This is a genomic window from Paenibacillus sp. TY11 (genome assembly GCF_059772165.1).
The window spans coordinates 87,003-101,222 of sequence record NZ_JCBAIQ010000011.1; the positions used below are offsets into that span (position 1 = coordinate 87,003).

Annotated in this window: 9 protein-coding genes; 1 reads left to right on the forward strand and 8 read right to left on the reverse strand. The window is 47.1% G+C overall.

From position 1 onward, the window contains the following. Nucleotides 1-80 precede the first annotated feature (80 nt). From AC6EJC_RS14330 to AC6EJC_RS14350, 5 genes are all read right to left on the reverse strand, one after another. Entirely contained in the window at nucleotides 81-1,370 is a 1,290-nt protein-coding gene (locus AC6EJC_RS14330; protein ID WP_444954539.1) for an ABC transporter substrate-binding protein, read from the reverse strand. Between the two features lie 440 nt (nucleotides 1,371-1,810). Then, nucleotides 1,811-3,625, reverse strand: a complete 1,815-nt coding sequence (locus AC6EJC_RS14335; RefSeq protein ID WP_444954540.1) for a cache domain-containing sensor histidine kinase — start codon at nucleotides 3,623-3,625, stop codon at nucleotides 1,811-1,813. Between the two features lie 38 nt (nucleotides 3,626-3,663). Further along, nucleotides 3,664-5,223, reverse strand: coding sequence for a response regulator transcription factor (locus AC6EJC_RS14340; protein WP_444954541.1), 1,560 nt, complete (start codon nucleotides 5,221-5,223; stop codon nucleotides 3,664-3,666). 235 nt (nucleotides 5,224-5,458) lie between these two features. Next, nucleotides 5,459-6,094, reverse strand: coding sequence for a uridine kinase (gene udk, locus AC6EJC_RS14345; RefSeq protein WP_013368919.1), 636 nt, complete (start codon nucleotides 6,092-6,094; stop codon nucleotides 5,459-5,461). 75 nt (nucleotides 6,095-6,169) lie between these two features. Next, a complete protein-coding gene (locus AC6EJC_RS14350; protein ID WP_444954542.1) occupies nucleotides 6,170-6,691 on the reverse strand; it encodes a ClbS/DfsB family four-helix bundle protein in 522 nt (173 codons plus the stop codon). A 279-nt stretch (nucleotides 6,692-6,970) separates the two neighbouring features. Between AC6EJC_RS14350 and AC6EJC_RS14355 the strand changes: the two genes are divergently transcribed. Further along, the gene (locus AC6EJC_RS14355; protein ID WP_444954543.1) at nucleotides 6,971-9,064 is read left to right on the forward strand and encodes a pectate lyase family protein; all 2,094 of its coding nucleotides are present in this window, start codon (nucleotides 6,971-6,973) and stop codon (nucleotides 9,062-9,064) included. A gap of 87 nt (nucleotides 9,065-9,151) precedes the next feature. On the opposite strand, the gene AC6EJC_RS14360 is transcribed toward AC6EJC_RS14355, so the two are convergent. The 3 genes from AC6EJC_RS14360 to AC6EJC_RS14370 form a co-directional block, all read right to left on the reverse strand. Beyond that, a complete protein-coding gene (locus tag AC6EJC_RS14360; RefSeq protein ID WP_444954544.1) occupies nucleotides 9,152-9,496 on the reverse strand; it encodes a hypothetical protein in 345 nt (114 codons plus the stop codon). A 105-nt stretch (nucleotides 9,497-9,601) separates the two neighbouring features. Continuing rightward, a complete protein-coding gene (locus AC6EJC_RS14365; RefSeq protein WP_444954545.1) occupies nucleotides 9,602-12,565 on the reverse strand; it encodes a DEAD/DEAH box helicase in 2,964 nt (987 codons plus the stop codon). Beyond that, nucleotides 12,562-14,217, reverse strand: coding sequence for an SWIM zinc finger family protein (locus tag AC6EJC_RS14370; RefSeq protein ID WP_444954546.1), 1,656 nt, complete (start codon nucleotides 14,215-14,217; stop codon nucleotides 12,562-12,564). Before AC6EJC_RS14370 ends, AC6EJC_RS14365 begins: the two co-directional genes overlap by 4 nt. Nucleotides 14,218-14,220 lie beyond the last annotated feature (3 nt).

Sequence of the window (14,220 nt, forward strand, 5' to 3'; positions counted from 1 at the left end):
GCAATAAAACCTTGAACTCGCAAGCCCAAGGTTTTAAGTGCTTATCGTTTTATTGTTTAGCCTTGGCTAGATGGACTGTCTTATTTAAGCTGTGCTTCCGCCTGTCCTTGAGCATCTTTCAGAACGGTGTCTACATCTTTTCCGTTCAGATAGTTTTGAATTTCAACGGTCATGATGTCCTCAATGGCATACGTGTGCAGGCCATAATTGACTTTTGGAACTTGTTTAGTCCAATCTGCAAATTTCTTGTAGACTTTGTCGCCTCCGAAGTACGGATCTTCCACGTCATAAGCTTTACCGCTGGAAGCTGCGTTCAATGAACCGACAATTCCAATTTTGCTCAGCATATCTTGATACAGCTCTGGATCTGTACCGAATGTTTCTTTCAGGAAATCCGCAGCGGTATCTTGACCGTCCGAGTTAAGGACATACCAGGAGCTGCCACCGAGGCTGGAAGCATTCACGGATTCAGGTACATTTTTCAGTTTAGGGAAAGGAACAACGGCCCATTTACCCGATTGTGAAGCTTCTGCTTTGATCGAAGGCGTAATCCAGTTACCTGTAGGTACGGAAGCAACTGCACCACTATTGAAGGCGGCCAGGAATTGACTCCAGTCGGCATTCATTTTTACAATATTTGCGTCAAACAAGGATTTGTACGTCAAGAGCGCTTCTTTCAGAGCTGTATTACCAGCCAGGTTTGGTGTTTTACCGTCTTCTTTCAGGTACCATGAACCTGCAGATTGGATCATACCACGGATCAGACCGAGGTCATTCGGATCTTGAGTCAGCATTTCTTTGCCTGTTTTTTGTTTTACGGCTTTACCGATCTCAATGAATTTGTCCCAATCAATATTGGTCAGGTCCGCTACTTTGTAGCCAGCTTGTTCCAGATAATCCGTTCTTACATACAGTCCCATAACACCGGAGTCAAATGGAACACCGTACTGCTTGCCGTTGTAGCTGGTCGGTCCGATTTTATAATCAGCGAAATCGGATGCTTTGATCGAGCTGGTCATATCATGGAAAGAATCCGGATAGGCTTGCAGGAAGTTCTGTGCCCGGTAATCCTCGATTAGAACCACGTTAGGCAACCCTTTGGTAGAACCGGAGTTAAGGCCGGCATTCATTTTTTGTACGATATCGTTTTGAGCATATTCAACAATGTTTACGGTTACATCTGGATGTTTGGCAACGTAGCGATCTTTCGCCAGCTTCAGAGCTGCGATATTAAAGTTCGGGTCCCAAGCCCAGACGGTGATTTCTTTTTTGCCTGAATCTGTGGTCGTAGCTGCTTTCTCGGAATTGCTGGAGCACGCGGATAACAAGATCAAGCTTGCAATCAGCAGAAGGAAAGTCATTTTTTTCATTTTGTTCAACCCCTACTCTTTTTTTATATGTTGCTTGCCAGTTCTCAACCTCTTAAATGAAAGCGGTTACTTGTTTATGAATCTAGTGTATCATCCAGACTTTATCGGCGTTAGGAATATCTTTATACGGATTGGTCTTATTATTATGATTTATCAAAAAGGCACCGCTTACATTTTGTATTTTATTTGGGTTTTGGTGTTTTTTATAGATTGAACTAAAGAGGTACACGAAGCGCCACTGCGCGGTCGGATGGTGCTTCCCATCGCTGTTGTATCCAGATTTCTTTATTCAATTATATAAGGTTGAAATCTGGATACAGCTTATGCTTCCGATGCGAGCTTTCCTATGGAAAGCTTTTAGGCGACCGCTACGCTTGTACAGCACCATTCCGCCCACTCCGTTCTTGTTCCACTTCTTTGTCTTTAGTTCAGTGTATATATCATTTGCTGGAGTCGTTTGATCTCACGATCAATGGAAGTGTCAATCTCACTTTGGTGCCCTCGCCTTTTTTGCTGGAGATGGTCACGCCATATTCTTCTCCATATAAAAGGGTAATGCGGTTGTGTACGTTCTGGATGCCGATGCCAGTGAACAGTTGGCGTTTACTCTTGGGATTCGGCAGTCCGTCTTGCGCCGTATGTCCGTCCAAATCCATACCGTCTCCATCGTCGACCACCTCACAGATCAATGTATCCTCCGTTTTGGACACTAGTATATAGATAAGACCTGCATTTTTCTCATTAAACGCATGGAAAAAAGAGTTTTCGATAAAAGGCTGAATGATGAGCTTGGGCACATGATACTCCAGACAATCGGGCGATACAAAATAATTCACTTGTACCCGCTGTCCGTAGCGCACATGGTTGATGAACACATAATTTTGCATGTTGGCCATTTCCTGCTCGATGGTGATCGTTTCGCTCACATTACTGATTGTATTTTGCAGTAGGGAAATGAGCGCATTGATGGTCTCGGCGGCGGTTTCCTTGTTTCCTTTAAGCACCAGCATTTTGATCGAAGCCAGTGTATTGTACAGAAAATGCGGATTGATCTGCCGTTGTAGTGCAGCAAGCTCTGCATTTCGTTGACCCTTTTGCGTCTCTAAAAGCTTACGGATATAGTCATTCAGTTCATCCAGCATGTAGTTGTAAGCATGACTTAATTGTCTGACCTCATAGCTGCCCGTTACCGGGATATAATTATCAAAATTTTTCTCGCGTACGGTCGACATTTGCTTGACCAGCCGAGTCAGGGAACGAATCAGGCGACGGGAAATCAGAAAAACGATCACCAAAGCAATCAGTACGATGGCAATGCAGATCCATACAACAGATTTAACGTCAATAATTTGCCCAATGGCGGCTTGTCTGTCAATCATGTTCACCAGATAAAAATCAAATGAAGGGATATAGTTGGAAAGGAGGATACTCTCCCTATTCATCACATCCGCATTAATGTAGTTAAGTCCCTGTTCATTGATTTTTGTGGCATAGCCTAGCAGCTCACTGGAGCGTTGCCCGATCAGATCCTGGCGGTTGCTCGATATAATCAGTCCCGACTTGTCCAAAATAAGCACATCATTGCCGTTGCTCGTGAAATTGTTATAGAAACGGCGAAATTCAGGCTCTCGGATAGCGATGTAGATCATGCCGTACAGGGTACCGCTGGTTCGCTCCATAAATGGTTTGGAGGCGATGATATAGGGTGTTGGCTTTTGCGCGGTACTATTCATTTGTTGTTGAAATAATTCAGTATCCAATTGATACATAAGCTGTGCCGGTCGTGCTACACTTCGGGCTGTAATAGCACTGCTTTTAAGCTCTTCCGCAGTTACAGGCCAATAGGACGAGTCGGAGTAAAAGCTCCGGCCGTTCAGACCTGTTACAGCGACACCGACATCATAGGCATCGACGTTCGATTTAATTTGCTTCATTTGCTGTGCCATTCCGAAGTAAATCCTCGCCGAGTTAATCGAGTCGGATTGGCCGCCAGTCAGATAGTTTTTGACTGTTCCATTTTCGGAAGCATGGGTTACGGCATTCACGATAGAGTCATTGAAGGATTCAAAGCTGGATTGAATCTGACTGAGTACCTTGGCATTCGTAATACTGAATGTCTCAGCAAACAGTCGTTCAGACATCCGAATCGTCACCAAAGAGGTCAGCAAGGACACCGCAGTGATGCTGACCACCATAACAATAAAGATTTTGAAGAACAGACCTTGATATTTGATCTTATGGATATATCTTTTCATATTCAATCTCTTTTCTACTGGCAGATGTGGCTTACTCCCTAATAGAGATGCTCCCGGCGGTACTGACTGGGCGAGTAACCCTTCACTTTTTTGAACACTTTGGTAAAATAGCTGGGGTCCGAATAGCCTACCGTGCTGCTAATATCCGAAATCGACATCGTCCCTGAACGTAGTAACTCCGCGGCTTTTTCAACCCGAATTTTGTTCAGATACTCGCTAAAACCTTCTGTATGGTGTGCCGTAAAATAACTGGACAAATAGGAGGGGTTAAAATGAAAATATTGCCCAAGTGTCGTTAAATTGAGTGTTTCAGCGTGATGTTCCTCAATGTACTCCAGCAGCTTTTTCATGCTTGCGCTACTTCCTTGCTGTGTTTTAGCCATGATCTGCCTGTTCGCTTCCTCCAAAAAAGTCTCCAGCAGTCGCACGGCTTCATGTACGTGAGGGGCATCATTAATTGTTTTGAAATAGGAATATTTCGCCGCATCCAGATCTTTCATATCATACCCCTGATTCCCGAGCAAAATCGTAATGTTGAACACGATATTTCCGAGAAGCGATTTGAATTCAAAAGCGGTAGAGGTATAGTTGCCGGACATGGCTGCTACATAGGATCTCAAATCCTGAAAAGCTGTATCAAAATGCTCGCGCTTCATCTCTTCTGTAAACTGTTTTAAGTTGAACGAGCTGTTTACCTGAACAGGCTGGGGAAGTTCGTCTTCTATCAGCAGCGCTGTTCCTGGGAAATAAAAGCGATAACTCAGCAGTTTTGGCAGTTCATTCTGATAGACTTCGCTAATCCGATTAAAATCATCAAATAGATGGCTGACCGCCCAGCCTGTCTGTGGGTCGATCTGCTTCATCTCCTGAGCAACTTCCCTAACCGCAGCCATCCAGGAGTCTAATTCCCGTGGATCAAGATTAGCTAAAAAAACAGCCGCATAGGTATCAGACGGCAGTTGTTGCAGTACGATGTGTTCACAGGCAGAGGCTACTCGATCTGTAAGCTTGGAAAATAGGTCCGAGGTAGAGGGGGAGCGCCCCTTATTCTGCTGTGCCGACTGTTCTATGCCTATGAGTGCAAAACGGGCATGAGGAAATGCTTGCTTCAGCAGCTCAGCGTCATAGTCTATGCTATAGCCGGAAATCAGTTTTTCGATCACATGATCTATCGTAATTCGATTATTCCCGGCATATTCCTGATACTGAATGGATGGAATTTTGCGAGCCGTTCTCTGGAGCACTTGAAGCAGTTCATCTGTGTCTAGCTTAGGCTTTAAAATATAGTCAGCAACACCTTGCTGAAAGGTGGATCGCACGTAATTAAACTCGCCGTAGCTGCTGAGCACAATGACTTCGATATCTGGATAGTTCTGTCTGACTATGCGCGTCAGCTCCTCGCCGTCCATGATCGGCATTACGATATCCGTAATGACAATATGAGGGCGCAAGGTTTCAATCAGCTCCAACGCTTCTTTCCCGTTAGAGGCCTCACCTACAATTCGAAATCCATACTGTTCCCACGATAAATGATGCTTGATTCCTTGCCGTACCAATATCTCATCATCTACAATCAAAATGTTGCATAGCTCATTCATGGCAGCACTCTCCGTAATTAAACCTATTCAAAAAAGACGCCATTAAGGCGGATGTCCTATCATCTGAGGGATACGCGTTGATAGCGCTTCCAACTCGGTTCAAATATAAAGCATTTAATCTTTACATGCTAACATAACGACACGGCGATTCCAAAGATAATTTGGTTCAAATGACATATAAAAGACCAAAAAGGCTGCCGAGAAGATCTCGACAGCCTGAACAATCGGGATTACTTTATACAGTACCCCATGTCCGATCTCCTGCCAAATATTTTTCAGTCAAAATAGACAGCAGTTGAATACCAACCTCATTATGTCCTCCTTCAGGAAGAATCAGGTCGGCGTATTTCTTGGAAGGCTCAATAAATGCCTCGTGCATAGGCTTAACCGTAGTCAAATAGTGATCGTGGATCGAATGGATGGTGCGGCCGCGTTCTTCAATATCGCGAAGAACCCGACGGAGAATACGCACATCAGGGTCAGTATCCACAAATACCTTAATGTCAAGCAGGCTGCGGAGTTTTTCGTCTGACAGTACGTGTAGACCCTCCAACATTACGATATGATTCGGCAGAAGCTCTACCGTCTCGTCCGTGGAGCGGGCATGAACCGTAAAGTCATACACTGGCGCTTGAGTCGCTTGTCCTTTTTTCAGACATTGGAGATGCTCAATAAGCAAGTCGTTGTCAAAGGCAAACGGATGATCATAATTGACCAAAGCACGTTCGTCATAACTCAGATGTGAATGGTCTTTATAGTAGTTATCCTGAGATATGAAAGTCACTTTATTAGATCCCAGACGCTCAACGACGGCGCGTGCTACCGTCGATTTACCGGAACCTGTACCGCCGGCAATACCAATAATAAGCATGGCGTTTCACTTACCCTTCCCTAAATGTATCCCGATACAACTCAAGTATTGTAGCACAATGCACGCTTTTTTTCATCACTGTTGAGCTTTGTATTTCTTCCATTTCCGTATCTTGGCCCTGAATGTTTTAAATGGTGCCACCGAGTTGATATGAATCCATCTGGTCTTGGGCCAGTTCGGGTTACTGCCAGTCCACTTGTGAATGCCCTGTGTGAAGAGTTCTTCATGACTGAGTGTGTCAATCCAGTCCAGCCATTTTTGCTCGGTCAACTTGAATAAATGGCGTAATTCACTTAAAGAGTGATGGGAGTAGGTCTTGTAAAAGGATTGGTAAAGTTCGCCTAGCCTATTCCATTTATAGTTCGGTGCAGGCATGATGACGGTTTTTCCTTCCTTTTCGTCTCTGTCCCATGACATCACAAGATGAAGCCACCCGAGCTGGTAGGCAATCATTTCTGCGGGTGTTTTATCTACTTCGGGGATTCGAATATCCTTTTGGTTCTCGTCGATCTCCTGAAACTCACCGTCAAATAGTAAGTAGGAGGCATGAACGGCTTCTTTTAACTCTGCTTTGGAAGCGTAGTAGTAGCTAGACATCTAATCGCCCCTTTAAATGATATTGATGATACTCACCTCTTTATATGTACCATTCTCAATATGACAACTGTATGTCTTATTCAAAAATAAAAAAATATCGATTTTTGTGATTTTATGCAAGAGCTTTTGGTGTGTTTACGAAAAAGGACGAAAAATTAATAGAGAATTTAAGACAAAAGATAAGTAATTAGTCATATTTTAATATTTCTTTATATGTCTATAATTATTGGTGGTAGTTGTTTTGGTACTTATTAATTCATTTAAGAAGGAGATTGTTACATGAAGCCAAGTTTGTTGAAGAAATGTGCAAGTGTAATGCTGAGCAGTTCGTTGGCGCTGTCTTTATCGTTACCGTTACTAGGTCATGCGTATGCAGATGGTAATTTACAGGTGAGTGATGATTTTGAACAAGGAGAAGCTCAAGGATGGACCGCAGGTTCGGGAAACTGGTCTGTTGTGAAGGATGGGAATGGCTCTACATACCAACAATCTAGTCGAAGCGAAAGCCATTCCGTTAAAGGTAATGCGTCATGGACGAACTATAGTGTGCAAGCAGATGTGTATGTAAATGATTTTAACGGCTCCAACCGGGTGTATGTTGCAGGTAGATACACAGATGCCGATAACTTCTATGCGGCTACGTTGTACAACAAGAAGGGCGGAGCTCTTGAAATTCGTAAAAAGGTAAACGGCTCTATGAAGACACTGGCTACCAACAAGAATTACAAACTGGACACCCATACATGGTACAGAGTGAAGCTGGAACTGTCCGGTTCGGAAATTAAAATGTACGTCAATGATCAACTGGAGTTGTCCGCAACAGATTCCAGCCTTACTGCGGGAGCCGTTGGTTTGGTAACCTCCAAGACAGTTGCCCAATTCGATAATGTGATTGTATCCGGTGCTTCCTCAGAAGGGGATACAGGTATATCACCTGTGAAACCAGTGCCAGGCAAAGATCAGCCAACTCCTGGAGTGGATAAAAACGCAACCTCCAAAAATAACTACAATTTGACCGGCTTTTCGTATGGTAATACAGGCGGTGGAAACATTGCGGATACAGATGCCAATTACAAAAAGGTTTACAACGCTGTAGATCTCAACGAAGCACTGAAAAAAGGCTCCAAAGTTAAAGTTATTGAGATTATGAACGATCTGGATCTTGGCTGGAATGAAATTCCTAGTGCTGCGAAGGTAATGCCTTTTAGTGCCAACAATCCTGTACAGACACATCCTGTTCTGAAGAAAACAGGTGTGAGCAAAATCTATGTGGAGAACTTGCATGGAGTCACGATTTTCTCAGCGAATGGCGCTAAGATCAAACATGCTGGCTTTGTCATCAAAAGAAGCTCTAATTTGATTTTCCGTAACCTCGAATTTGATGAACTTTGGGAGTGGGATGAAGCAACCAAAGGGAACTATGACAAGAATGACTGGGATTATATTACCATCGAAGGTACAAGTTCCAAGGTATGGATCGACCATTGTACATTTAACAAAGCATATGATGGCTTGGTAGATGTGAAAAAAGGCAGTAACGGAGTCACCATTTCCTGGTCTTTGTTCAAAGGAGATGACCGCAGTTCCAACAGCTGGGTAACCCAACAAGTCAACGCGATGGAAGCAGACAAATCTTCCTACCCTATGTACGCTTATCTGAGAAGCAGTGCAGTAGGCATGAGTAAAGAAGATATCATTGATATTGCAGCAGGACAAAAGAAAGCGCATCTGATCGGTGCTACGGAAATGGCTGGCGACAATGCAGATTTGGAAGTGACGCTGCATCATAATTACTACCTGGATATTCAGGACCGCATGCCTCGTCTGCGTGGCGGTAATGCTCATGTATATAACATCGTTATGGACGATGCTGGATTGGCGAAAGCCAAGAATAGAATTACTTCTGACATGGCTAAAGCAATTGCCGCAAAGGGATACCATTTTGACGTCGTGGGTAACGGTGCGATTTCAACAGAAAACGGTGCGGTACTGCTAGAAAAATCGTATTTAATCGATGTGTTTTCTCCAGTGCGTAATAATCAAAAAGATCCTAACAAAGCGGATTACACAGGTAAAATCAAAGCTGAAGACGTTATCTTTTCGGACAACGGTACCGTGTTCAGAGGAGGCAGTGACGATGCGAATAGCCCGTTAGCCCCTTATCCTGCTAAGACCAAGGACTTCTCTTGGAATGGGTTCACAACGTTGCCATACAGCTATACAACCGAAGACCCTGCCAACCTGGTTGCTCAATTGCAGGGCAAGGATGGAGCGGGTGCAGGCAAGCTGAACTGGTCGAGTGAAAACTGGCTCAAAACGGTGTACAAAACAGCCGTTTCGAAAGATGTGCAAGTGGAGGAAGATTCCGAATAAGTAACATAGAAGAAGCAGCTAGAACAGATATCTTCTGTTCATAGCTGCTTTTTTGTTAACCACGTTTAGGCTACGTTTGGTACGATCTTAGCCGATAACAACGAACGAGGATACGCCAGCAGGTACCGATCTAACCCGGAATAACGTTCCATCGTCTCTAAAAGTACGCAGGGTATAAGGCTGGTTCGTAGGTGTGCGGACTCTGCTGAATCGGGCAGTACCAAAACTGTCGAAGCCTGCAGCTTGCACAAAGCTTCCATCTGCACGCCGGAGTGTTGCAAAAAACCCGGACGTGTTAAAAGGCACACCATTATTGTTAGCCCAGATGACTGTAAATCGACGAAGGGTTTGCGTTGGACTCACATTGTGATATCTCGAAGCAGGAACCTTTCTGCCCGTAGATTTCAACGTTTGTGGAGGACGGATGGCCACTTCAAATCAACTCCTTTGTTGTGATGTGATAGTAAATGCACACAAAGGAGTTTTGGACCGTGCTATAAACTACTTTTCAAATAATTAGGTTAATAGTCGTCCTCATCATGCCCAATCGCGCCGTAGCGTAAAGAGGTCTTTTAATGCGTCTGTCGACAGCTCGGTAATCCAGCCCTCGGTACTGGTAATGATTTGGTCGCTAAGCTGCTGCTTGCTCTCCAGCATTTCATCAATGCGTTCCTCAAGCGTGCCCAGCGAGATAAATTTGTGCACCTGTACATCCTTCGTTTGCCCCATCCGGTAGGCGCGGTCTGTGGCCTGATTTTCAACAGCTGGGTTCCACCAGCGATCAAAGTGAAAGACGTGGTTGGCGGCCGTCAGATTCAGACCCACCCCCCCGGCTTTGAGCGACAAAATAAACACGGAAGGCTGCTCGGCAGGGGGGAGCGTGTGAGATTGGAATTGATCAATCATTCGGTCACGCGCAGTTTTGGATGTGCTACCGTTCAGATAGAGCACAGGCTCTTGCAGCTCCTGAGCGAGTACCCGTTGGAGCATCTGACCCATACCAATATACTGTGTAAAAATAAGGCAGCGCTCGCCCTCCTCTCGCAGTTCCTTGACCATAGCCAGAATGCGCTCCAGCTTGGATGAACGGCTAATGACCGCTTCAAGATCAGACTGACTATAACCGGAAGCCGCGGTATCTGGGAGCGCCTCCTTCGTTAAGAGGGCAGGATGGTCACAAAGCTGCTTCAACTGGGTAAGGGCGGATAAAATGGCTCCTTTCCGTTCAATCCCTTCCAGCTTCTGCATCCGTTCCATCAACTCTTTGACAATCTGGTCATAGAGCGCGCCCTGTTCAGAGGTTAGGTGAATGTAGGTTTTCATCTCATTCTTGTCAGGCAAATCAAGCTGTATAGCAGGGTCCTTCTTTTTGCGCCGCAGCATGAAGGGCTGAACCAGCTTTTGCAAATCTATCGTGCGTTGCTCGTTATGTTCCTTCTCAATAGCATTAATGAAGCGATTGCTAAAGGCGCGTGAGCTGCCCAGATAACCTGGATTGATAAAATCATAAATGGACCATAGCTCGGATAAGCGATTTTCAATTGGTGTCCCGGTTAACGCAATCCGATGCCGTGCAGGAAAGCTACGCACGGCTGTGGATTGCTTGGTTTGCGCATTTTTAATATTCTGCGCTTCATCCAGGCAGACTGAATCCCAAGTCATGCTTTGTAGCAGCTCTTGATCCAGGGTTGCCGTAGCGAAGGAGGTCAGGATGACATCGGCCTGCTCGACTTCTTCGCGGAACAAGTCTCCCTGCTCCCGCTTGCTTCCATAGTGCAGCATCACCTTTAATGAAGGGGCGAAGCGGCTGAGTTCCTTCTGCCAGTTGCCCAGCACCGAAGTCGGGCAAATCAGCAGCGAACTGGAGCGGACGCCCGTCTCGGCGGCAATATCCTGTAGGTGCAGTAAATAAGTAATAAACTGCACTGTTTTACCGAGTCCCATGTCATCGGCCAGACAGGCACCCAGTCCAAAACGCCGTAAAAAGGCAAGCCATGCATACCCGTCTCGCTGATACGTCCGCAGCTCGGCTTGCAGCCCGTCCGGCACGTCCAGTGCGGGCCATTCCGACTGCCGTCCGAGCTGGCTGATCAGCTTCAGCAGATGGGCATTCAGCTCGACTTCCAGTCGGAAGCGTGCCGCATCCTCCGGCTGCTCGCCCGAAGCGTCGCCTTCAGGCTCGTCGGCGTTGCCGAGCAGATGTAGCTGCAGGATGTCCTGGAAGGACAATCCCTGAGCACTGTCGATCCCGGCCATGGCCCGGCGGATCTGCGCCAGCAGTGCGGGGTCGAGCGCGATCCATTGCCCGCGGAAGCGCACCAAGCGCTCGTTGCGAGCCACTAGCTCGGCGAATTCGGACTCGCTCAGATCGGCATCACAGATGGCAACACGCCAATCGAACTGGACAATCGAGTCCAGTCCGAACAGCGAGCTGCCCTTCGTGCGCTCTCCCGCTCCTTCGCCCGGGCGAACCTTGGCCCGCAGCTTTGGCTTCTTGCGGGTGGCTGCCTCCCACCAAGCCGGCAGCAGCACCTGCCAACCGCTTTCCAGCAGACGCTGGCTGTCGGTTGTCAGGAATTGCCACGCCGATTCGTCGGAGAGCGGGCGATTCAGCACGTCATCGCGGCTTCCGGCACGCTGCCCGGCGGGCAAAATAGAGGTCAAGCGTTCCAGCCACCCGGCTGAGCGCTCACGCACATGCGCCGTCCACGCATCGGGCCATGAGCCGGATGCGTACCCACCATCGGCAAGCTGTACAGGCATCAGCAACGCCGGGTCCTGCTTGTCCTGCAACACAAGCTTGAGCTGCCAGGACGGCTCGTCGTCCTCCAGCTCTGGCTCCAGCAGTTGCAGAAGCGGCCGAAATGGCGCGGTATCAGCTTTCCAGCCGATGGTGATAAGCCATGCCTGTGCGTCCAGACCCGCTGCGGCCGGGCGATTGGAGGCGAAGAGAATCGGATACTCTCTTCGCAGATCGGCGGCTTCCGCTTCGGTGCCGTACCAGCGCTGAAATACGGCAGCCGAGAACGCCGCTACCAGCCCTTCGCGCTCGTCCTTCTCCAAGCTGTCAAGCAAAGCAAGCTCTGCCGGTTGGATGTTTTCCAGTGCTTCCGCATCCCAATTCCATTGCAGCTTCCCCGCCTGAAACGCCACGAAGCTGGGCACGTAGGCTTTCGCTTCAATGCAATGAGCAAGTAGAGGGATCAGCCGAAGCCACGGGGCATTTTCTTCGTCCCAGACCCATTCGATATGCTTCAGAAGCTCGCGCTCTGCCAGAAAAGGAATCACTTGCTCCGAGGGCAGCAGGATAATATCCGTGTCTTGAACATGTTGAATCTCCAGCTCGGTGCCGTAAAATGAAGCCTCATGCCAAGCAAACAAACGCTGCTTCAGAATTTGGCCGGAAATGCTATAGTTCATGGAGGAATCGCCATAGATCAGCGCGTCTCCATAGGTAGTTAATTGGATATGCACCGTAATCGTTTCGGTATATTGGCTCATGATAACAATTTCCCTTTCCGCAATTCCTCCTGTAGCGCCCTCAGGCGGCTATGACGGCTGGTAAAGGTCGTGAAGAACAGCTCCCAGCGTGATTCTTGCTTCATTTTCTTGTATAGCTTGAACAGTCGCTTTAACAGCTTGACGGCTGCTTTATAGCTGGCTCTGTTTTTTTCCAGTACATATCGTTCTACCGCTTGATGGTAAAAGGGGAGTAGTAACTCGGGCGCATTCTTTTCAATGGGTTGCAACACGCTCACCCGAAAACTCAAAGGTTCACTGCGTATACTTAGCTGATAGTCGATCCATTGCCGCCATTTTTCGTGGGCAAGTAGCGCCTCTTCATACATTCCTCCAGCAAATGGAAGCATACCAACCAGTGTGTCCCACATGTCCTGCTCCGCTTCGGGAAGGTGCTGCAAAACCAGATCCCAATCATGTATATAATCTTGTAGATGGTCATCCCGATGACTGTGAAGCAAGGGGCCGATATGCCGCAGTCCGTCCTTGAGACGTGCCCAATCTTCGGCTTGACGCAACGTCTGTAAGAACAAAAGTAATTGACTGGAAGAGATTTTTAGTGGAAAAGCTCGTTCCGCCTCCTGAAGCAGTTCCCAGGCTTCATCATCCTGCGATTGGTAAACATGCATCCAGCTTCGGGCCAGCATCCACGGAAGCCGCGCCAAAGTTGCGCCAAGATCCTCCTCAGCCGCCTGTAAATGCTGTAATTCCTCCGTATATATGCTGGAGTCCTGCCTTTCGGGATGCACCCAGTGCAGCCAAAACTGATAATACGCGTCTGAAAAATAAGTACCGTTACGCGCCTCTGTCAGCATTTTTCGGCGCAAATAGGCTAAAGTTTCTGCCATACGGGCTTCTTGCATCGGTTCATCAGTCAGCTCCAGTGGACTCTCAAAATCACGCTCGATAGCTTCTTTAAGCTCATCTGCGGCGATTTGCGTGTAATACCCCATATAGGTATGAGTAGGATAACCCGGCATAGGGGACTGAGGCACCAGCTTTTCCAGCACACGCAGATGAGCATGCAGTCCGTATAGCTGTTGCATGCCAGGTGAAAGCGGCGGCTTCACAGCATAGATCGAGGCTAAAGCGCTTTGAACATATTGGGAATTTTGCGTGTGCACATGGTTAAGAGCGATACACTGATCGAACAGATCATGCCACTCTGAAATGGGCATGTCTGGTATCTTGCTTGCTGTTTTACTGAGAGCGTTTCTTGTTGCTTCCTTGTGATCCGGTGAAAGATTCGACCGGGAAGGAGGTGTGGTACGCGTGTCAGCTTTTGCCGTCAACCGAGTGAATCCCGCCGAATGAGCGTTCACTAATGCATGTACGGAACGTTCCTGTTCATTCGCGTAATTCAATAGTACGGCGATCATATGCTTGCAGTTGGTGTGGACAGGGCATGTGCATCTGCTGGCAGCAAAAGCACTCAAGTGGAAATCTACCTCGTAGAGCTCATTCCCATCCACAACAGCCGCAATATGGTCGAAGTCAGGCATTGCGAATTCTTTTACCTTTCCTTGCTTAAAATATTGAAAGCCTCGTTTGATCGTTACATCAGTAAAATGGTCAGCCACGTTTTGAATAAGCTGCTGCCACTGTATATCATCCATAAGATAGGTTGGTTTCATATG

Coding starts and splice junctions, on each gene's coding strand:
- AC6EJC_RS14330 (WP_444954539.1), bottom strand. CDS start 1,370: ATGAAAAAAATGACTTTCCTTCTGCTGATTGCAAGCTTGATCTTGTTA.
- AC6EJC_RS14335 (WP_444954540.1), bottom strand. CDS start 3,625: ATGAAAAGATATATCCATAAGATCAAATATCAAGGTCTGTTCTTCAAA.
- AC6EJC_RS14340 (WP_444954541.1), bottom strand. CDS start 5,223: ATGAATGAGCTATGCAACATTTTGATTGTAGATGATGAGATATTGGTA.
- udk (WP_013368919.1), bottom strand. CDS start 6,094: ATGCTTATTATTGGTATTGCCGGCGGTACAGGTTCCGGTAAATCGACG.
- AC6EJC_RS14350 (WP_444954542.1), bottom strand. CDS start 6,691: ATGTCTAGCTACTACTACGCTTCCAAAGCAGAGTTAAAAGAAGCCGTT.
- AC6EJC_RS14355 (WP_444954543.1), top strand. CDS start 6,971: ATGAAGCCAAGTTTGTTGAAGAAATGTGCAAGTGTAATGCTGAGCAGT.
- AC6EJC_RS14365 (WP_444954545.1), bottom strand. CDS start 12,565: ATGAGCCAATATACCGAAACGATTACGGTGCATATCCAATTAACTACC.
- AC6EJC_RS14370 (WP_444954546.1), bottom strand. CDS start 14,217: ATGAAACCAACCTATCTTATGGATGATATACAGTGGCAGCAGCTTATT.